The sequence below is a fragment of the Bradyrhizobium sp. HKCCYLRH1030 genome (assembly GCF_051168395.1).
In the GTDB taxonomy this organism is placed as follows: domain Bacteria; phylum Pseudomonadota; class Alphaproteobacteria; order Rhizobiales; family Xanthobacteraceae; genus Bradyrhizobium.
Window position 1 is genome coordinate 769,359 of record NZ_JBNPUY010000001.1, and the last position, 19,131, is coordinate 788,489.

The 19,131-nt window shown below is 64.9% G+C and carries 17 protein-coding genes; 11 read left to right on the forward strand and 6 right to left on the reverse strand.

Going from position 1 to position 19,131, the window contains the following annotated elements:
- Window positions 1-41 precede the first annotated feature (41 nt).
- Together alr and ACQR1E_RS03510 are read left to right on the forward strand one after the other, a co-directional pair.
- Window positions 42-1,226, forward strand: coding sequence for an alanine racemase (gene alr / locus ACQR1E_RS03505; RefSeq protein WP_316170407.1), 1,185 nt, complete (start codon window positions 42-44; stop codon window positions 1,224-1,226).
- Window positions 1,227-1,953: 727 nt separating this feature from the next.
- The gene (locus ACQR1E_RS03510; protein WP_315712435.1) at window positions 1,954-2,481 is read left to right on the forward strand and encodes a hypothetical protein; all 528 of its coding nucleotides are present in this window, start codon (window positions 1,954-1,956) and stop codon (window positions 2,479-2,481) included.
- Between the two features lie 373 nt (window positions 2,482-2,854).
- Here the strand turns inward: ACQR1E_RS03510 and ACQR1E_RS03515 are convergent, their stop codons facing one another.
- On the reverse strand, window positions 2,855-3,745 hold the full coding sequence (locus ACQR1E_RS03515; RefSeq protein ID WP_315826783.1) for an SDR family oxidoreductase: 891 nt from the start codon (window positions 3,743-3,745) through the stop codon (window positions 2,855-2,857).
- 91 nt (window positions 3,746-3,836) lie between these two features.
- On the opposite strand from ACQR1E_RS03515, the gene ACQR1E_RS03520 reads away from it, so the two are divergent.
- Together ACQR1E_RS03520 and xth are read left to right on the forward strand one after the other, a co-directional pair.
- Window positions 3,837-4,664, forward strand: coding sequence for a helix-turn-helix transcriptional regulator (locus tag ACQR1E_RS03520; protein ID WP_316164698.1), 828 nt, complete (start codon window positions 3,837-3,839; stop codon window positions 4,662-4,664).
- 157 nt (window positions 4,665-4,821) lie between these two features.
- Window positions 4,822-5,592 carry an exodeoxyribonuclease III gene (gene xth, locus ACQR1E_RS03525; protein ID WP_434896772.1) on the forward strand — a complete coding sequence of 257 codons (771 nt, stop codon included), beginning with the start codon at window positions 4,822-4,824 and terminating at the stop codon, window positions 5,590-5,592.
- Between the two features lie 28 nt (window positions 5,593-5,620).
- Here xth and ACQR1E_RS03530 read toward each other — a convergent pair whose 3' ends face one another.
- Both ACQR1E_RS03530 and ACQR1E_RS03535 read right to left on the reverse strand, forming a co-directional pair.
- Window positions 5,621-6,124, reverse strand: a complete 504-nt coding sequence (locus ACQR1E_RS03530) for a hypothetical protein (protein WP_315755755.1) — start codon at window positions 6,122-6,124, stop codon at window positions 5,621-5,623.
- Between the two features lie 160 nt (window positions 6,125-6,284).
- On the reverse strand, window positions 6,285-7,010 hold the full coding sequence (locus ACQR1E_RS03535) for an alpha/beta hydrolase (RefSeq protein ID WP_315749940.1): 726 nt from the start codon (window positions 7,008-7,010) through the stop codon (window positions 6,285-6,287).
- A gap of 104 nt (window positions 7,011-7,114) precedes the next feature.
- Here ACQR1E_RS03535 and ACQR1E_RS03540 point away from each other — a divergent pair, with 104 nt between their 5' ends.
- Window positions 7,115-8,101, forward strand: a complete 987-nt coding sequence (locus ACQR1E_RS03540; RefSeq protein ID WP_434896667.1) for a helix-turn-helix domain-containing protein — start codon at window positions 7,115-7,117, stop codon at window positions 8,099-8,101.
- 13 nt (window positions 8,102-8,114) lie between these two features.
- Here the strand turns inward: ACQR1E_RS03540 and ACQR1E_RS03545 are convergent, their stop codons facing one another.
- Window positions 8,115-8,408, reverse strand: coding sequence for a GlsB/YeaQ/YmgE family stress response membrane protein (locus ACQR1E_RS03545; protein ID WP_315712445.1), 294 nt, complete (start codon window positions 8,406-8,408; stop codon window positions 8,115-8,117).
- Between the two features lie 506 nt (window positions 8,409-8,914).
- Between ACQR1E_RS03545 and ACQR1E_RS03550 the strand changes: the two genes are divergently transcribed.
- The 5 genes from ACQR1E_RS03550 (at window position 8,915) to ACQR1E_RS03570 (ending at window position 16,805) form a co-directional block, all read left to right on the forward strand.
- Window positions 8,915-10,699, forward strand: coding sequence for an amidohydrolase (locus ACQR1E_RS03550; protein WP_434896668.1), 1,785 nt, complete (start codon window positions 8,915-8,917; stop codon window positions 10,697-10,699).
- Between the two features lie 79 nt (window positions 10,700-10,778).
- Window positions 10,779-12,275, forward strand: coding sequence for an amidase (locus ACQR1E_RS03555; RefSeq protein WP_434896669.1), 1,497 nt, complete (start codon window positions 10,779-10,781; stop codon window positions 12,273-12,275).
- A 92-nt stretch (window positions 12,276-12,367) separates the two neighbouring features.
- The gene (locus tag ACQR1E_RS03560) at window positions 12,368-13,168 is read left to right on the forward strand and encodes a hypothetical protein (protein WP_434896670.1); all 801 of its coding nucleotides are present in this window, start codon (window positions 12,368-12,370) and stop codon (window positions 13,166-13,168) included.
- A gap of 247 nt (window positions 13,169-13,415) precedes the next feature.
- Window positions 13,416-15,227 carry an amidohydrolase gene (locus ACQR1E_RS03565; protein ID WP_434896671.1) on the forward strand — a complete coding sequence of 604 codons (1,812 nt, stop codon included), beginning with the start codon at window positions 13,416-13,418 and terminating at the stop codon, window positions 15,225-15,227.
- A 72-nt stretch (window positions 15,228-15,299) separates the two neighbouring features.
- Window positions 15,300-16,805, forward strand: a complete 1,506-nt coding sequence (locus tag ACQR1E_RS03570; protein ID WP_315749931.1) for an MFS transporter — start codon at window positions 15,300-15,302, stop codon at window positions 16,803-16,805.
- 14 nt (window positions 16,806-16,819) lie between these two features.
- Here the strand turns inward: ACQR1E_RS03570 and ACQR1E_RS03575 are convergent, their stop codons facing one another.
- Both ACQR1E_RS03575 and ACQR1E_RS03580 read right to left on the reverse strand, forming a co-directional pair.
- Window positions 16,820-17,638 (reverse strand): LssY C-terminal domain-containing protein, encoded by an 819-nt coding sequence (locus ACQR1E_RS03575; protein ID WP_434896672.1) that lies wholly within the window; start codon window positions 17,636-17,638, stop codon window positions 16,820-16,822.
- A gap of 204 nt (window positions 17,639-17,842) precedes the next feature.
- On the reverse strand, window positions 17,843-18,130 hold the full coding sequence (locus ACQR1E_RS03580; RefSeq protein WP_409998620.1) for a hypothetical protein: 288 nt from the start codon (window positions 18,128-18,130) through the stop codon (window positions 17,843-17,845).
- 270 nt (window positions 18,131-18,400) lie between these two features.
- Between ACQR1E_RS03580 and ACQR1E_RS03585 the strand changes: the two genes are divergently transcribed.
- Window positions 18,401-19,114 carry a sulfite exporter TauE/SafE family protein gene (locus tag ACQR1E_RS03585; protein ID WP_434896673.1) on the forward strand — a complete coding sequence of 238 codons (714 nt, stop codon included), beginning with the start codon at window positions 18,401-18,403 and terminating at the stop codon, window positions 19,112-19,114.
- Window positions 19,115-19,131: the final 17 nt, after the last annotated feature.

Sequence of the window (19,131 nt, forward strand, 5' to 3'; positions counted from 1 at the left end):
ACGCGGTTGAACCGTGACGCCGCGGCGCGTAAAAGCGCCACATGAGTGTTCCCGAACAGAAACCCGCCGAGCAACCTGTCTCGGCGGTCGACGACGCTGTCCCGGCCAGCGCCACCGGCGTGCTGACCATCGATCTCGATGCGCTCGCCGCCAATTGGCGCAAACTGGAAAAGACCGCAGTGCCGGCCGAATGCGCCGGGGTGATCAAGGCCGACGCCTATGGCTGCGGCATTCCCCAGGTGGCGCGCACGCTCGCCGCGGCCGGCTGCAAGACCTTCTTCGTCGCGACGCTCGCGGAGGCAAAAGTCGCCCGCGCCGCCCTGCCGGACAGCGCCGCGCTCTACGTGCTCGACGGCTTCTTCCAGAACACCGGCGAAGACTACGCGGCGATCAACTGCCGTCCTGTCATCGGCGACCTCAACGAGCTCGCCGAATGGGACATGTTCTGCCGCCGCACCGGCTGGAAGGGCGGCGCGGCCATCCATGTCGACACCGGCATGAACCGGCTCGGCCTCAGCCCGATCGATGCGCAGGGCATGATCCCGCGCATCCAGGGCGGCGACCATGGCATCACGCTGGTGATGAGCCATCTGGCCTCCGCCGAGCAGATCAACAGCCCGTCGAACGCGCGCCAGCTCGCGACGTTCCGCGAGGTCGCCAGCGTGTTCACCGGCGTGCCCGCCGCGCTTGCCGCCTCCTCCGGCATCTTCCTCGGTGCCGCCTTCCAGTTCGACATGGTGCGTCCCGGCGCGGCGCTCTACGGCGTCAATCCGACGCCGGAGGCCGACAATCCGATGCAGCCGGTCGCCGAGATCAAGGCGCGCATCGTGCAGTTGCGCGACCTCGCGCGCGGCGACACGGTCGGCTATGGCGGCACCTGGAGCGCGCGCCGGCCGACGAAAATCGCGATCCTCTCCGCCGGCTATGCCGACGGCTACTTCCGCGCCGCCTCTTCCAACGACGGCACCCGCGGCGCCGACGTCATCATCGCCGGCCAGCGCTGCCCGATCGCAGGGCGCATCTCGATGGACCTGATCGCCGTCGACGTCACCGACCTGCCGCCGAAGGCCGCCCGCCGCGGCCACTTCGCAACCCTGCTCGGCGAAGGCATCACCGTCGACGAGCTCGCGCATCATTTCGGCACCATCGGCTACGAAGTCCTGACCAATCTCGGCCGGCGCTATCATCGCATCTACAAGGGCGGTGCGGCGGCCGCGGAAAGCTGATCGCGCGCAGCAACGCTCTCTGTCTGACGTGCATACAGCTGCTTCCACATCGTCATTGCGAGCGCAGCAATCCAGAGTCCCGCACACCACCCTGCATTGCTTCCGCCTTCGCTCTTCGAGCTACGGCGGACAAGTCGCTGCGCTCGCAATGATGGTGAACTGACATGAGCCATCGGTCTCGCGGCATACAACGCCCGAGGCTTGCATCTCTTTTTCACCCTCTTCGAAAGACGAGGGCGCAGGGAATGCCGGGTGAAGGCCTCACCCATGGCCCGCCTGCAGAAAAAAAGCAGGCGGCAGTCACCACAGGTTCAGCCGGTCAACCGGCATTCCCCGCGCGATGGCTTTACGCCTTATGCGTACTCTCCCCGGGGATCGGCTGTCTTGCCCCCGTGACCGGCGGATCATCACCGCCAGCGTAGCATCAGCGTCGAGATGCCAGGACCATACGTCTTCGACGTGCGCCTCGTGCCGTTCGTCCGCACGGCCTCAAGCCATGCTGCGACCCCAAGCGCCCACCACATCCCACCCCGCGTGTCATGACGATCGCGATACGCCCCTCGTGCCGAGGCGGGACGGAGGGAGTGAAGCATGTTTTTCTGATAAACGGAAGTACAATATTTTTCGCGGAAGGACTGGACAGGGTGAGTCGCGTTGAGATCGTTGATGAATTCCGCGTTTCGGCGCGCCCGTTAGGGCCAAGCTACGCTGGCTAGGGTGCCTGGTCATGACGGATGTCGTTGGCGCGCTTCATCTCTCGCGCCAGATCGTCGACAACCTGCGCCAGGGAGCGGCCATCACTCGCAGTGAGCGACTTCCGCAGCTGCCGCGAACTCCAGAGAATTGCGGCAACGAATATGATGAAGGGAAGCCAGGAGACAATCAGGCTTACATACCATGGAACATCATTAGTCATACCCAGCTTCTTCCCTGCAAATATCTACGAGACCGCCCGGCTCGTTCAGATGAGTCGCGCGACCGGCTACAATCTTCTGTCATTCGCCCGCTTCATCTCATCCGCCAGATCACCGACGATCTGCGCCAGCGAGCGACCATCGCCGGCCGTCAGAGACGTCTGAATCCGACGGGTGCTCCATGCAACGGCCAAGACGAACATGATCAGTGGCAACCAGGCTATGATCAGACTTACGTACCAAGGCACATCGTCATTCACACCCAACCTCCACGCATGGTCTCCGCTCGGCGGACCAGGGGCGAGGCTATGATCTTAATCATTAAAAAGTCGGCTGGATGACAACGAGAATCTGCACAATGAGCACATGTAGCTAGGGGCCATACTTTGGTGAGAGGAAGCGCCTCCGCCTCAGGCGCCCGAGCGCGCGCCACATCGTCATTACGAGCGCAGCGGCGAAGCGACGCAATCCAGAATCCCACATGCCACCCTGGATTGCTTCGCTGCGCTCGCAATGACGGGCTGATGGATATCGGCACACGGCTGCGACAGCGCCCGCTGCTGTAGCCCGGATGAGCGCAGCGATATCCGGGGGTCTCACGTGCCGTATCGGAAAACCCGGATGTCGCCGCGCTCATCCGGGCTGCGGGGCTGGTCGCGCAAGAGCGCCATCATTCGATCAAGATGGGCGCTGCGGGTCGGTCGCGGCCGGCGCTCACGCCTTGAAGTAGTCCGGCTGGCCAATGTCGGCGATCAAACCGATCCCGTCCGGTCTCCAGCCCAGGCGCTGCTGTGTCAGGACGCTGGAGGCCGGCATGTCCAGCCCTGCGAACATCGCCAGTGGACCGTAGTAGTCGCCCGCCTCCTCCTTGCTGATCGACACGACCGGCACGTTCAGCGCGCGGCCGATCACCTCGATGACCTCGCGCATGGGGACGCCCTCCTCGCCGACGGCGTGGTAGATCGCGTCTGCAATGCCCTTCTCCAGGGCGAGCCGGTAGAGGCGGGCGACATCCGATCGATGCGCCGCGGCCCAGCGCTCGGTGCCTTCGCCGACATAGGCGGCGCGGCCCTTCTGTCGCGCGAGCTCCACCAGATAGGAGATCAGCCCGGCCCTTCCGGGGGCGCCGTGAACCTGCGGCAGGCGGATCACCATTGCGCGCACGCCGCGCGACGCATAGGCGAGACCCGTCTGCTCGGACACGCGCGGGACATGCGCTGACGACTCGCGCCGCATGTCTTCGGTGACCACCACATTGGCCGCAACGAGCCCCGTTCCGGAGGTGACGATGAACGGCTTGTTCGTGCCCACCAGCACCTCGCCCATGGCGTCGATGGCGGCCTTGTCGATGGCGCCGTTCTCCGCGAATTTCGCGAAGTCGTGGATGAAGGCGAGATGGATCACGCCGTCGGCATCCCTCGCGCCGCGCTTCAGGCTGTCGAGGTCCTGCAGCGAGCCGCGATGAACCTGCGCGCCCAGTTGCTCGAGCGTGCGGACGTTCTCGGCGGAGCGCGCGAGGCCGATGACCTGATGCCCGGCGGCGATCAGCTCCCTGGTGGTTTCGGAGCCGATGAATCCGGCGGCGCCGGTGACGAATACGCGCATGAGACACACTCCCTGTTCAGACCGCCGGGATATTGCTAGGCTGCTCATGCGGGTAAAGTCGTGACTTTATACGGGTATAATCGCTAACAGGATGACGGACGCCAACCCTCTCGGGACCTATCTCAGGGATCGCCGCGCCAAGCTCGATCCGACCGCCTTCGGCCTGCCGCTGCAGCGGCGGCGAACGCCGGGGCTTCGGCGCGAAGAGGTGGCGCAACGCGCCAATGTGAGCGCCACCTGGTACACCTGGCTCGAGCAAGGGCGCGGCGGCGCGCCCTCCGCCGACGTGCTGGACCGCATTGCTCGCGCCATGATGCTGACCGACGCCGAGCGCGAGCATCTGTTCCTGCTCGGTCTCGGCCGGCCACCCGAAGCCCGCTATCACGCGATCGACGGCATCTCACCCCGACTCCAACGCGTGCTCGATACGCTGGAATACAGTCCCGCCTTCGTTCGCACGGCGACATGGGACATCCTCGCCTGGAACAGGGCGGCTGCGGCCGTCCTCACCGACTACAGCACCCTGCCGGAGGGCCAGCGCAATGTTCTGCGCATGATGTTCCACGACAGCCGTGTCCGCGCCGCACAGCCCAACTGGCAGGCCGTGGCGCGCTATGTGGTCGCGTCCTTCCGCGCCGACGTGGCCCGCGCCGGCGCGGCCCGCAATGTCCAATCGCTGGTCGACGAGCTCTGCGCGACGAGCCCGGAATTCGCGGCGATGTGGCGCGACAACGATGTGCAAGGGCGGCACGGTGACGGCGTGAAGACCCTGCAGCATCCCGTCGCCGGATCGCTCTCGATGGAATTTTCGGGCTTCGCCGTCGATGGCCGGCCCGACCTCACCATGGTGATCTACAATCCCGCGACGCCGGAGGATGCCGACAAGATCCGTGCGCTGGTGACGTCGCGACCGAAGTAGGTGCGAGTGCCCTCTCGACTCGCGCCGCCGAGAAGCACGCGGGTTGCCTGACAGGCCGGGCTTTCGTAGGCAGCCTTGGCTGCATCGACGCTGCAGCGTGAACAAAAAGCCGATTGCGAGCTTGGTCATCCGGACCATCCCCACGGCGACGGGCATCATGAAGATCGCGACCTTCAACATCAACAATGTCCGGCGGCGGCTCCCCAATCTGCTGCGCTGGCTGCGCGCGGCCAGGCCCGACATCGTCTGCCTGCAGGAGCTGAAATGCACCCAGGCCGATTTCCCCGTCGATGCGATCGCCAAGGCCGGCTATGGCGCGGTGTGGCAGGGACAGAAGACCTGGAACGGCGTCGCGATCCTTGCGCGCAAGGCCGAGCCGGTGCTGACCCGCACCGCCCTGCCCGGCAATCCCAGAGACCAGGAGGCGCGCTACATCGAGGCCGCGGTGCGCGGCCTCGTCGTCGGCTGCCTCTATTTGCCGAACGGCAATCCGCAGCCGGGGCCGAAATTCGACTATAAGCTCGCCTGGTTCAAACGCCTGCAGAAACACGCGGCTGATTTCATCAAGGACGACCTGCCGGCCGTGCTCGCCGGCGACTACAATGTGGCGCCTGCTACGCTCGACATCTATCCGACGCGATCCTGGGACAAGGACGCGCTGATCCAGCCGAAGAGCCGCGCCGCCTTCAAGGCGCTGGTCGATCAAGGCTGGTGCGACGCGATCCGGATGCTGCATCCGGACGCGCCGATGTTCACGTTCTGGGACTACAAGCGCAACCGCTGGCCGCGCGATGCCGGCCTGCGGCTCGATCATCTGCTGCTGAGCCCGCAACTCGCGCCGCGCCTTGCCAAGGCCGGCGTCGACCGCGCCATCCGCGGCGAGGACGGCGCCAGCGACCACGCGCCGGCCTGGATCGTGCTGCAATAATCCGAACTCGCCTGTCCGCGTCGGAGCCTCAGCCGCGGTCGGGCCAGGTCTGCTGCAGATTGGTCGCGCGCTCGGGCAGGCCCTCGGTCAGCACCGCCATGCCGCCGCACACCGGCAGATGCACGACGAGGCTCGCGGCATCCGGCACGTTCGGACGCGGCGTCACGTTCCACAGCATGATCTCCTGGCGCGTGCGGCGGATCTCCTTGAACTCATAACTATACGTCTCCGAGCCGCGCGGATATTCGCGCCAGAGCTGGCCTTCCTTGCGGAAGCTGCTCTGCGTGCCGTCATAGCGATCGGCATAGGACAGGCAGGCCGGCACGTTCAGCGCCTCGAGCACGGCCGCGCCGACGTTCGACGCCGCGGGAAGGACGCTGTTCACCGCGCCGATCGCGGCGAACACGGTCGTGATCGCGCCGGCGGCCATCGCGAGCCAGCCGGCCTTGGTCGCGGCCGGGCGCGCGGGCGCATTCGCGGCGGACACCTTGGATGCAAGTCCGCGAGGGGACGTCAGATGGAGCTGGGCCATGACGCGTTCTCCGATGGTGCGGCGAGGATGGATGCCCCGCCGGGCTGCATTCATCGGAGATCAGTCTGGCCGATCGCGCTCCCGGCGAATGTGACGCCGATCACAACCTGGAATGATGACCGCCCGGCGCCACACCGGGAGCGCGTGGCGACACGCGCCGTCAATCGCGTCCCGCATCCATGATCGCCTGCGCGAGCCGGCCGGGATCGGAGAAGCACAGCTCATGGCTGCCGGGCACCTGGACCAGCCGGAACAGGCCGAGCTTGCCGGACAGCCGCGGATGCCATGGCAGGCTGTGCGGCAGCGCCGTGTCCTCGGTGCAGTTGATGTAGGATTTCGCGATTGCCATCTCGGCGGGATTGGCGCGCAGCTTGATCTTGTCGGTGAAGGTCTTGTTGGGATGCGGATTGAGCATCTCATAGGTGCGCGTCGCGGTGGCGAGATCGGCGTCGTTGATGAAGGCCTCGCGCCAGACCGGGAACGGCAGCACCACCGAACCGTCGCCGCGCTCCGCAGCGACCGCGTCGAACAGCGCAACATAGTGCGGTGGCACCATGTCGTTGAGGCACTCGCCGTCGTTGGGCACGAACGCATTCCAGTAGACCAGGCGGCGGATGCGCTGAGCGATGCGGTCGGCGACGCCGGTGATGACCATGCCGCCATAGGAGTGCCCCATCAGCACGGCGTCGGTGATGTCATGCTCGGTGAAGTAGTCGCAGATCGAGGCGATCGCCTCGTCGAGTCCGGTGGTCCTTGCGTCGCCGGGGCGGTTGCCGCGGATGGTCGGCAGATGGACGGTGTGGCCGGCGGAGCGAATATGCGCGGCGACCGGCTCGAGCTCGGCGCCGGTATGCCAGGCGCCATGGACCAGGACGTAGGTTGACATGATCACGTTCCTTTGCACGATGGAAGGCGGTGCAAGGACTATGGGCCGGACCGCGCCCGCGGCGCTTGGCTGCAACTGAACCCGATTGGTCTCGGAGTGAACCGATGGGCGCCGAGCCGGAACGGCAGCGGAGCTGGAATACGGCGGCGGTGCGGCCGGAGGAGCAGTTCTCGTATTACCGCGAGGCGATCTGCCAGGCCTTCATGAACTTGACACCGGAGCCGGCGCGCGGCATCGGATTCGCTGCGGAGGTGCAAAGCATCAGCCTTGGGAGCGGCGCCATCAACCGCGTCAGCTTTCCCGAGCACATCGTACGCCGCTCGCGCACGGACATCGCCGCTTCCACCCAGCGCTGCTTCTATCTCAACCTCAAGCTCGCCGGCCGCTGCACCATCCTGCAGGACGAATGCGATGTCAGCCTGTCCGCCGGTCAGGTCGGCATCTTCGACAGCGATCGCACCTTCGTGCTGCAGCACGATCGCGGGCCGTCGCTCGGCGTGATCTCGTTCCGCGTCCCCGCCGATGCGCTGTACAGCCGCCTGCCGGCGGAGCCGGACATCGCGCCGACGCGGCTGTCCGACGATCCATGCGTCGGCGCACTGATCGTGGAGACGGCGCGCTCCCTCAACGCCAATGCGCTGCGGCTCGCGCCGGACGATGCGTCGGCGCTGTTCGGCGTGCTGCTCGATCTGGTGGCGCTGAGCCTGGCGCGCCGCGGCCGCCGCGAGACGCACGCGACCACCTCATTTGCCGATGCGACGACCTTGGCGCTACGCCGCGCCATTCACGAGCGGGTGCGCGAGCCCGGCCTGACGGTGGCGACCATCGCATCTGTCGTCGGGATCAGCGAGCGCTATGTGCACAAGCTGCTGGCCCGCGCCGGCACCAGCTTCTCCGACCTGGTGATGGAACGCCGGCTCGATGGCGCAGCGCGCGATCTGCGCGATCCCGCCCGATGCGGCCGCGACATCGGCCGCATCGCCTTCGACTGGGGCTTTTCAGATCTGTCGCACTTCACGCGCCGCTTCAAGCAGCGCTTCGGCATGCGCCCGCGCGACTGGCGCGCGGAGACCGCGCGTCACTCCGGCTGACCACCGCCTGCGGTCAGCGCGGACTCCGTTCGCGGGCTGCGCCCCACAACCAGATTGCCGCCAGCAGGACCAGCGAGCCGACGAACGCCGCGACGACATCGCGCAGCGAAATGACGATGCTGCCCATGCCTGGAAACAACCCGAACAGGTTGAACAAGACACCACCGATGAGGGCGCCGACGCATCCCAATCCGATGTTGGTGAGGAGCCCGAAACCGGCTCGGCGGCGCTTCACCAGGATTCCGGCAAGGCCGCCACCAATCAAGCCGACGACGAGCCAAGTCCCTGCATGTGCCAGTGTGAACATTCTTCACTCCGTCGGTCTGCCGTCACCCCTCAGCTGGAGCATCACGGCCAGCAGCAAGATCATGAGAACACATTGCCGAGCGAAGCGAGACCGCCAGTTGCTACACGGAAGCAGCCAGATCAGGGGTCTTGCTCGCAGAGCCACACGAATCGCACGCTTGCAGGTTACATCGATTTCGTTGCCATGAGCTGAACTCTGCACATCGGATGAGTTCGCAACCCACGCGCAAACTGGCGCAGGCCGGCGTCTATGACAAGGTGATGCGGCCCCTGCTTGCTTCGAATTGGCCATTCCGCTTCGGACGTCGCGTACTTCCTCCCGAAATGACAGTCATTCGAATCTAATCGTCTCGAACACGCACGGCTCATGCGAACACTTCGCACGCGAAGGGCTACGTAGTTCCCCCGAGTTCATATGATCCGCGGAATCAATAAGAATGCGTTTCCCGCAGAGCGTGTAAGGGTGAATGCATGTGCATCGCATGCAACTGGGCAAGATTCCGTGGTTTGCTCCAGCTTGATTTTGGCTCCGTCAACGAGGCCGAGCCGTCACGACGCAGGCTCCTGCAGGCAGGCGCGGCGTTCGCCGCAGCCGGCGTTGCCTCGGTGTCCGCTCCGACGAACGCCGAGGCGCGAACCGGCGGCGGCAAGGCCGACATCGTGTTTCGCAACGGCCCGGTCTACACCGTGAACGGCGGCCGGGAATGGGCCCGCGCGGTCGCCGTCAAGCAAAAGCACATCGTCTATGTCGGCGATGACGCGGGCGTCCGGTCCTTCATCGGCCCGAAGACCCGCGTCGTCGATCTCGCCGGCAGGATGCTGCTGCCCGGCTTCGTGGAAGGACACATCCATCCGATAGCGGGCGCTGTCGTGACTCGGGGTGTCGATCTTCAGTACGACACAAGGGAGGAGATGCTCGACGCCCTGAAGGCCTATCGCGCCAAGCTGGGCCAGGCCGGCATCGTCCGCGGCTTCGGCTGGCGCTATAACGCTTTTCCGCCGACCGGCCCTCGCAAGGAGGATCTCGATCAGATCTGGCCGGACACGCCCGTCTTTCTCGTCGGGATCGATGGCCATTCCGCCTGGGTCAATTCCAAGACGCTGGCGATTGCCAAGGTGACCAAGGCGACCAAGGATCCGTTGCCCGGCTACAGCTACTTCGAGCGGGACCCGGCCTCGGGAGAGCCGACCGGCTATCTGGTCGAGCCACCGGCGATGTTTCCGGTCCTCAACGCGATCTCGCCGTTCACGACCGGCTATATTGCGGACTCGCTCGCACAGTGGCTGCCGAAGGCGTCGGCGGCCGGCATCACCAGCGTGTTCGATGCCGGACTGCTCGTTCTGCCCGAGGAGACAGGCTACGAACTCTATCAGGATCTGGAGCGCAAAGGAAAACTGCCGTTCCGTGTGGTCGGATCGACCTACCACAACAATCCGGCGATCGACCCCGTGCCGATCGCGAAGGTCCTGCGTCGACGCTTCAATTCCGAACTGGTGCAGGCGCCCGTTCTCAAGCTCAACATCGACGGCGGCGAAGCCCAACGGACCGCCGCATTGCTGGCCCCCTATAGCGACGATCCGAGCACGAGCGGCGAGACGCTGGTCCCGCCGGAGCAGTTCAAGGACATCATCCGCCGCGCCGACAGGGCGGGCCTCAATATTCACATCCATTCCTACGGTGATCGCGCCAACCGCCTGTCGCTGGACGCGTTCGAAGCCGCGATCAAGGCCAATCCGCCGCGCGATCGCCGGCACACGCTGGCGCATCTCATATTTGTTTCACCTGACGATCTGCCGCGCTTCGCCAAGCTCGGCGTCACCGCGCAGTTCTCCGCCCAATGGTCGGTGGCGGATGCCTATTGGCAGGGCGTGATGCGGCCGCGCGTCGGCGCGCGCGCCGAGCAGGCGTTTCGCACCGGCTCGATCCTGCGTCATGGCGCCAACATCTCGCTCGGCACCGATTGGCCGGCCGCCGGCTATTACAGCACCTACAAGCCGCTGGATGCGATCGAGATCGCGACCACGCGGCGCGAGTTGAACAAGCCGGATCAGCCGGCTTTGGTGCCGCTCGACGAGCGGATCAGCCTCGAAGAGGCGATCCGCGCCGCCACCATGGGCCCGGCCTATCAGCTCGGGCTCGACCAGAAGGTCGGTTCGATCGAGGTCGGCAAGCTCGCCGATCTGATCGTGCTTGAAAGAAACCTGTTCGAAGTCGCCCCGCACGACATCCACAACACAAAGGTGCTGATGACCGTCATGAACGGTCAGGTCAGGCACGAACAGCGAAGCTGAATCCAGCGACGTCTCGGACCGTCACATTCAGGGCCACATCGACATACTCAGACCGATTCCCGGACATGCGGAGGCGTATATGATCGACAGAAGAATGCTCATCAAAGGCGCGGGAGCGGCGTTGGTCGCGTCCGAACTCGGCTTGCCGACCGCGCGCGCCGAGTCCGCCGATCCGCTCTGCTACGCGTCGGTCGCCGATCTCACCGCCATGTTCCGGGCCCGCAAGGCGTCGCCGGTCGATCTCTTGAAGGCGCAGATCAAGCGGATCGAAGCCTTCAACCCGAAGGTCAATTGCATCACCTACGAGCACTTCGACCAGGCGATGAAAGAGGCCAAGCTGTCCGAGGACCGTTATCGGCGCGGCAACCCGAGGCCGCTCGAAGGGATCACGGTGGCCATCAAGGACGAATTCTCCAGGCCGGGCTGGCGGACCACACAGGGCTCGCTCATCTACAAGGACTCGCCGCCGGCAACGGAAAACTCGGCCATCACCGACTTGCTCGAGGCAGCCGGCGCCGTCATGCCGTTCCAGACGACCGTGCCGGAATTCTACCTCTTCCTCGGCGCGTCCACCCGCGCCTGGGGCACGACACGCAATCCATGGAATCTCGAATTCTCTCCGGGCGGGTCGTCGGCGGGATCGGGCGCGGCGCTGGCCGCAGGCTTCACGACGCTCGCCATGGGCTCGGACATGGGCGGCTCGATCCGAATTCCCGCCTCGCAATGTGGTCTCTATGGCTTCAGGCCGCCGTTCGGACGCGTGGCCGGTGGGGAAATCCCGTTCGCGACCTCGGGCCCGATGGCGCGGCGCTTCGACGACCTCGTCCGCCTCCAGAACGCGATCGTCGGTCCGTCCGAGCGGATGATGGCCGCGATGCGCCCTCGCCTCGACTATCCCACCCGTTATCCGCGCCTTTCCGGGTGGCGCATCGCCGTGGATTGGGGCACCGGCATTGCGGACGTCATACCGTCCGTGAAGGCCGCGATGCTGAGAGGCATCGAGGCGCTGCGCGCCGCGGGTTGCACGGTGGACGAGGTCGATTGCGGCTTCACGAAGGCCCACAAGATGGTCTTCATCCGCGGGCTGATGTCGACGTCCATCGGCACTGCGATCGAGATCTCGAATGCGCATCGCGATCAGCTCTCGCCCTACATGACCGAAATGCTCGACCAGGTCGGCCCGGTCGGACCGCGCCAGGCCGAAGAAGCCGAAGAGCTGCTGCAGCGGCTGCACCGCCAGGTCCAGCAGCGCGTGTTCGGCAAGGGGTACCGCATCCTGCTCATGCCGACCATGGCAACGCCTCTTGTCGGGGCCGACATGTTCAAGAGCAAGGAAAACAAGGTGGACCCGTGGGTAGGCACCGGTCTGGGCTTGGCGCTGACGTGGCACTGGAATCTGCTCAACCGCTATCCGGTCGTCGATGTCCCGCTCGGCTTGGTCGAGGACCGCATGCCCTCGGGCATGCAGGTGATCGGCCAGACCTACACCGATCTCGACACGTTCCAGTTCGCGTCCAACTGGTCCCGTCTCCGGCGGTCCCTGTTCGCGGGCGAGCGTTTTCCGACCTTCACCTGATGCAGCGGCGCCACGCGGTGTGGACGCGAGACAGTGGCTGCAAGAGCGGCGCTTCGACAGCGAGGTCAACGACGCCGAGAGCCTTCCGACACGTGGTTCTGTTGCTCCTGATCTCGGCACTCTGCCATGACTCCGGCGCCCTGGCACAGCAGGCCAAGACGCCGTCGCTCGAAGATCTGGCCAAGGCGGCGCAGAACCCGATCGCGGACACGATCAGCGTCGGCCTTGAGAATATCGCCATGCCGAATACGGGCCCGTACCGGCAGACGGCCGACGTCTTCAAGATCGAGCCGGTCATCCCGTTCCAGCTCAATGCCGACTGGAATCTGGTGACGCGCACGACCATTCCCGGCATCGCCCAGATCCGCTTTTCCCCCGAGCAGGGCCGGATCGGCGGGGTCGGCGACATCAACCAGATCTTCGCGCTCACCCCGTCCCATTCGGACGCCCTCATCTGGGGTGTCGGCCCGACCTTTTCCTATCCGTCGGCGACCGATCCCGCCCTCGGTTCGGGAAAATGGAGCGCAGGTCCGACCATTGTCGCGCTGACCATGCCGGGTCCATGGGTGCTCGGGGTGCTCGCCAACAACATCTGGTCGTTTGCAGGTCCGAGCGACCGCGCGCCGGTGAACCAGATGATGCTGCAGTACTTCGTGACCTACAACTTCTCCGACGGATCCTACATCAGCTCGAGTCCCATCATCACGGCGAACTGGCTCGCGAAGGGCAATGATCGCTGGGTCGTCCCGATCGGCGTCGGCGTGGGCAAGCTCTTCATGGTCGACAAGCAGCCGATCAATGCCGAGGTGGGCGCGTACTACAATCTGCTGAAGCCGGACCAGGCATCGCATTGGCAGTTTCGCGCCAGCCTGGCTTTCCTGTTTCCAAAATGACGCTGCTCGGAACGAGCGGCCTCCGTGGCCGTGAGCAGCAATCCGGTCTGCAATCCTGTCTGAAGGCATTCGATTTGAATTTTCACCATCAGCAAGCATCCAGAGCGTCAGTCTGCGTGCGGACGCTCGACGCCTTTGAGGCCGAGTTGATCGCGGTCAATCCTGGCGGGCGCGGAGGAACGTAGTTTAGCGTTCGATCAGGGAATAATGCGGCTGACGCGGAACGCGGGCTTTTCGGAGCAGGACAATGTGCATCGCATGCGGCTCAGCCATCGGTTCGCTGTTCGCGGCGTCGAAGCCGGAGGGCGGCGGACTGACCCGTCGCCAGATGGTTGCAACAACGGCTGCCGCCGCAGCATTCGCGGCCGCGGGCTCGGCTCCGGCTTTTGCCGCCCCCAATCGCACGACCGTGTTTCGCGGCGGGCGCGTCTACACGGTGGAAGACTCGCAGCCCTGGGCGGCGGCCGTCGTCGTCGAGGGCGACAAGATCGTCTATGTCGGCGACGATGCCGGAGCGATGAAGTTTGCCAGACGGGGGGCTGAGGTCATCGACCTCAAGGGCCGCATGCTGATGCCGGGCTTCGTCGAGGCGCATTGGCATCTTTGCACTCTGGCATTTGCCCGCGGCGCCTGGGTCAACGAGGAAGATCCTGAGCGCATCTCCGAGATCCTGCGCGATTACGCCAAGACGCATTCCGACGAGAAGTTCATTCTCGGCTTCGGATGGATCGCGGGCGCGTTTCCCGCCTCGGGTCCCCGCAAGGAACCGCTGGACGCGATCTTCCCTGACCGGCCGGTCCTGCTCGTCAGTTGCGATCTGCACAGCTACTGGGTCAATTCCAAGCTGCTGGAGATGGCCGGCATCACGAAGGACACCCCACGCGACGTCGTGCCCGGCTCCTCCTGGTACGAAAAGGATCCCAATGGAGAGCCGACTGGCTTCATTTCGGAAGTACCCGCGCTGTTCGCGGTACTGAAGACGCTCGAAAAGCACGGCATCGAACCGTTCGGCCTCAAGTCGGCCGCCGCCGCCATCGAGGAATGGCAGCCCAAGCTCGCAGCCGCCGGCATCACCACCCTCTTCGATGCCGGCTTCAGCGCCTGGCCGACCGAGCAGCATCACGGTTTCGACATGCTGGTCGACCTCGAGAGCCGCGGCAAGCTGCTGCAACGCGTGATCGGCAGCCTCTATCACAACGACCCCAACGTCGATCCGCTGCCGATCATTCGGGCCTATCGGAAGCGCTATCGCACTCCGCTGGTCAAGGCCGAGGTGCTCAAGCTGATCGTCGATGGCACCGAGCTGAGCCGCACCGCCTACCTGCTGGATCCCTATGCCGGACGCCAGGATTGGCGCGGCGAACCATTGTTGCCGTCGCCCGTGTTGAATCGAATCCTGCGCGAAGCCCATGCGGAGGGAATCGATACGCACCTTCACGCCGTCGGCGACGCCGCAGTTCGCATGAGCCTGGATGGATACGAAGCCGCGTTCGGCAGGCAGGGCCCCGGCAACCGCCGCCATACCATCTGCCACGCGTTCCTCACCGCGCCCTCGGACATTGCGCGCTTCAGAAAGCTCGGCCTGATTGCGAACACCCAGATCCAGTGGGGCGTGCCGGATACGAGCCAGCGTCGCATCCGCGAGATCTACGGCGAAGAGCGCTGGAGCCGCATGTACAGCTTCAAGACGTTCATCGACCAAGGCGTCACGGTGTCGTTCGGAATGGATGCCCTGGCGACCGGCTCCAAGGTCGTGGTCAAGCCGCTCGAGGCGGTGCAGGCCGGCCATACGCGCCAGGAGCCCGGCAAGCCCGACGGCCTGGTCCATCCGCCCGCCGCCGAACGCCTGAGCCTGCCGCAGCTCATTCGAGGCTACACAATCAATGGAGCTTACCAGATGCGCATGGAGGATAAGATCGGCACCATCAAGGTCGGGAAGCTGGCCGATCTGATCGTGCTGGAGAAGAACCTGTTCGATGTCGGGCCGCACGAGATCGGCAAGGTGAACGTTCAGCTGACGATGATGAACGGCCGGATCACGCATCGCGACAGACTCTGAATGGGAATGAGGACGGTGCACGAGATGGCGAATGCACGGACTGAACAGAATCTTGCGCCGGCGGATTCGCCGATGTCGAAACGTAATCGCTGGCTGATCCTCCTGACTGTCTCCAGCGCGCTGGCGCTCGTCGTCATCGACATGACGGTGCTCTATACCGCGCTGCCCAGCCTGACCCATGAGCTCGGAGCAACCGCCTCGGAGAAATTGTGGATCGTCATGGCCTACGGGCTCGTCGTCGCCGGCCTGCTTCCGGGCTTCGGCTCGCTCGGCGATCGCGTCGGGCACAAGAGGACATTCGTCGCCGGCCTCATCGTCTTCGGACTGGCCTCGGTCGTCGCCGCCTATTCGCCGACCGCCACCATCCTGGTTGGCGGACGCGTCCTGCTCGCGATCGGCGCCGCGCTGATGATGCCGGCGACGCTGTCGATCATTCGCATCACCTTCTCCGATGACCACGAACGGGCGCTCGCCATCGCGATCTGGGGAGCCGTTGCCTCCAGCGGGGCGGCAGTCGGCCCCTTGGTCGGCGGTGTCCTGCTGGAATATTTCTGGTGGGGCTCGGTCTTTCTGATCAACGTGCCGCTCGTCGTCCTGGCGCTGGTCGCCGGCCTGCTGCTGATTCCTGCACCGGCCGATCGTGCTGAGCGCGACTGGGACCTCCTCGGTTCAGTGCAGGTGATGGCCGGGCTGATCGGCTTCGCCTACGTCGTCGAGGAGCTCGGCAGTCGCCAGTCTTCCTATGTCGTCCTTGCCGGCACGGCTGTCGCGACGGTCATCATGTTGACGGTGTTCGTACGCCGTCAATTGCGTCTCGAGGATCCTTTGCTCGACTTCACCCTGTTCCGAAACGTCGAGTTCACGCTCAGCGTGATCACCGCGATCGTGGCTTCACTTGCCATTGCGGGGACGGAGCTCGCGATCAGCCAGCGCCTGCAACTCGTCCTCGGCTACTCGCCGCTGCAGGCGGCATTGTACATCCTGCCGGCCCCGCTCGGTGCATTCATCGGCGGGCCGCTCGCGAGCCTCATGCTCCGTCGCGTGGGCGCCGCCACCACGATGTCCGGCGCGCTGTTGATCGCCGGCATCGGCGCGGCCGGCTACCTGCTCTGCTACAACGCCAATCTGGCCCTGCAATTGGTCTGCATCGCGATCAACGGGCTCGGGCTCGGAGCATCCATTGCCGCCGCCTCCAACTCCGTGATGAATCACGCGCCTGAAGGCCGCGAAGGCATGGCCGCGTCAATCGAGGAGGTGTCGTTCGAGCTCGGCGGCACGATCGGCATCAGCATTTTCGGGAGCATCCTGTCCGGAGTCTATACGGCGTTCATGGTTCTGCCCGACGGCCTCGGCATTCCCGCCGTTGCGCGCGACAGCATCGACGAGGCGCTGATCGCCGCCGAGCGGCTGCCAACCGAACTCGCTGCCATCGTCACCTCGCACGCTCACCGCGCCTTCGATCAGGCGTTCCTGACGGTCGTCTGCGTTGCGATGGTCGTCCTGCTCGGCACCGCCTTCCTGGTCCGGCCCCGAGCAGAGCGAACGACATCGAAAGAGGCTCGTCAGCATGTCCATTAGACAGACGACGGCAATCATGTGCCGTCGTCCGTGGTGGAGACCAACATGCTCGCCAACGCAATGTCACCGTCCGTCACGTAGTGATTGACCCGCTCAGGGAGGCTCTGACCGGCTTTGTACAGCTCCACGATCTCGATCGATCGTGTCCTGATCAGTTCGGCCATGATGTAGTCCCGCTCGGCGTTGACATCCGGGTCGGTGGCGTGCGTGACCTGAAACGTCAATCGAGTGAACGATAGGCCGGTGTCCTTCGTGCCGGCTCCGACCCACAGAGCGGATTCATCGACCGCCGGCCGATCGGCGTTGGACCAGAAATCGCCTGCATTCCAGGTTTGCTCTGCGTGTGCCAGGCCAACAGCCCAGAACCTGACGTGATGGCGCTGTCGCGGGCTGTTGCCGATGGCTTTCTGAAAGCCGATATCCTGGCCGCGTCCGAACAGATAGAGCGTGCTGAACGGAGCGGTGGGGTAAGGCGTATCGAGGACGAAGGCGCGGATCATGGCCCAGGAGCTCGTCAGGTCCAATCGGTCCGCTTCAGACCACCCCACCGCAGCAAAGCTTGCGCGAAGCTGTTGGAGCGTCCCGACCAGGGCGAGATTGACGGGGTCGCCGGGCAATCCATCACCCGTGATCGTGTAGCTGGGCACTCGCCGCTTCTGAAGAATCCTCAGACTCAACCGGATGACGCGTGGCAGAACGACATAGGCCGCGAACGCGTAGCTGACGCCGACTGCGACAATCCAGGGCAGCCTGCGGTTCGCGGTCTCGAACACCACGAAGACGATCAGCCAGACCGTGAAGATCCCCAGCCCGGCGACCAGCACGCGTTGCATGAGGCGTATGAGCAGTCGCACTGGATCGGTCCGGCGAAAGGAAGTGAACAGCAGTCGGTGTCTTCGGGAAGGTGTCCGATCTTCATCGCGATGGCAACACCGCACCTGAACGCATGAAACCGCCCAGTCGGCGGCGTTTCGACCAGATCGTCCGCGCACGGTTGCTCGACATCCGCAGTCCAACGCAATCGGACTGCGCGGGGCTTACGCCGACAGCCGCTCGGCGTTGGCCGCGACATAATCCCGATAGAGATCGACGACCGCCGCCGGGCTGGCGCCGGCCATCAGCTTCGCCGTCGCCTCCAGGGCTGCGGCGAGCTTTTCGCTGACCATCAGCTCCGCCTCCTCGCCCGCATCGGCTTCGCCGCGCGCGAATTTTTCCAGCCGGAGCCGGATGACCTCGCCGGCTTCCATGGCCAGCATCGCGGCCGCGAACCAGGGGAACTCCGCCTCGGCGGTTGCCGTCATGGACGGCCGCATCTGCAAGGACATTGGCGTTTTGCTCATCGTCATCGTCCGAGAACATCGGCGGACGTGCGAGGAATACGCTTCAACTTTTAATGATGCGGACGCACAATCATCGCCGATTTCGAGTCGGCTCGAACCACCCGTTAACCACCTGGGCCCTGCTTCTCTCATCCGTCATTGCGAGGAGCGAAGCGACGAAGCAATCCAGAGTCATGCGCGCGACTCTGGATTGCTTCGCTTCGCTCGCAATGACGGGAGAGAGATCTTGCCCGCCATCACGAAGGCGCGAAAATCTTGGGCTTCCTCTTCGGCCTCGTGGCCGGCACCTTGTCCGGCATCGTCGGCACCGGCTCGTCGATCATGCTGATGCCGGTGCTGGCCTACGAGTACGGCCCGAAGGAGGCCGTGCCGATCATGGCGGTCGCTGCGGTCATGGCGAACCTGTCGCGCATCCTGGCGTGGTGGCGCGAGGTCGACTGGCGCGCCTGCGCGGCCTATTCGGTCACCGGCATTCCGGCCGCCGCACTCGGCGCGCGCACCTTGCTGATCCTGCCGTCGCAGGCGGTCGATATCACGATCGGGCTGTTCCTGATGGCGATGGTGCCGGTACGGCATTGGCTGACGCGGCACGACCTCAAGGCCAACCTCTGGCATCTCGCGCTCGGCGGCGCGATCATCGGTTTCCTCACCGGCATCGTGGTCTCGACCGGACCGCTGAGCGTGCCGCTGTTCCTGTTCTATGGCCTGTCGAAAGGCGCCTTCCTCGCCACCGAGGCCGCGAGCTCGCTCGGGCTCTATGTCTCGAAATCCATCACCTTCCAGCGCTTCGGCGCGCTGACGCCGGACATTCTGCTCAAGGGCCTGATCGCCGGCGGCTCGCTGATGGCTGGCGCCTTCGTCGCCAAGCGCTTCGTGCTGCACATGAAGCCCGATGTGTTCCGCGTGGTGATGGATGGCATCATGCTGGCCGCGGGCCTAAGTATGTTATGGAACGCCACCCACTCCTGACCGCACCGATTCTCACC

Excerpts from the sequence above, each read along its gene's own strand:
- alr (WP_316170407.1), top strand. The coding sequence starts at position 42 with ATGAGTGTTCCCGAACAGAAACCCGCCGAGCAACCTGTCTCGGCGGTC.
- ACQR1E_RS03510 (WP_315712435.1), top strand. The coding sequence starts at position 1,954 with ATGACGGATGTCGTTGGCGCGCTTCATCTCTCGCGCCAGATCGTCGAC.
- ACQR1E_RS03515 (WP_315826783.1), bottom strand. The coding sequence starts at position 3,745 with ATGCGCGTATTCGTCACCGGCGCCGCCGGATTCATCGGCTCCGAAACC.
- ACQR1E_RS03520 (WP_316164698.1), top strand. The coding sequence starts at position 3,837 with ATGACGGACGCCAACCCTCTCGGGACCTATCTCAGGGATCGCCGCGCC.
- xth (WP_434896772.1), top strand. The coding sequence starts at position 4,822 with ATGAAGATCGCGACCTTCAACATCAACAATGTCCGGCGGCGGCTCCCC.
- ACQR1E_RS03530 (WP_315755755.1), bottom strand. The coding sequence starts at position 6,124 with ATGGCCCAGCTCCATCTGACGTCCCCTCGCGGACTTGCATCCAAGGTG.
- ACQR1E_RS03535 (WP_315749940.1), bottom strand. The coding sequence starts at position 7,010 with ATGTCAACCTACGTCCTGGTCCATGGCGCCTGGCATACCGGCGCCGAG.
- ACQR1E_RS03540 (WP_434896667.1), top strand. The coding sequence starts at position 7,115 with ATGGGCGCCGAGCCGGAACGGCAGCGGAGCTGGAATACGGCGGCGGTG.
- ACQR1E_RS03545 (WP_315712445.1), bottom strand. The coding sequence starts at position 8,408 with ATGTTCACACTGGCACATGCAGGGACTTGGCTCGTCGTCGGCTTGATT.
- ACQR1E_RS03555 (WP_434896669.1), top strand. The coding sequence starts at position 10,779 with ATGATCGACAGAAGAATGCTCATCAAAGGCGCGGGAGCGGCGTTGGTC.
- ACQR1E_RS03565 (WP_434896671.1), top strand. The coding sequence starts at position 13,416 with ATGTGCATCGCATGCGGCTCAGCCATCGGTTCGCTGTTCGCGGCGTCG.
- ACQR1E_RS03570 (WP_315749931.1), top strand. The coding sequence starts at position 15,300 with ATGTCGAAACGTAATCGCTGGCTGATCCTCCTGACTGTCTCCAGCGCG.
- ACQR1E_RS03575 (WP_434896672.1), bottom strand. The coding sequence starts at position 17,638 with ATGCAACGCGTGCTGGTCGCCGGGCTGGGGATCTTCACGGTCTGGCTG.
- ACQR1E_RS03580 (WP_409998620.1), bottom strand. The coding sequence starts at position 18,130 with ATGTCCTTGCAGATGCGGCCGTCCATGACGGCAACCGCCGAGGCGGAG.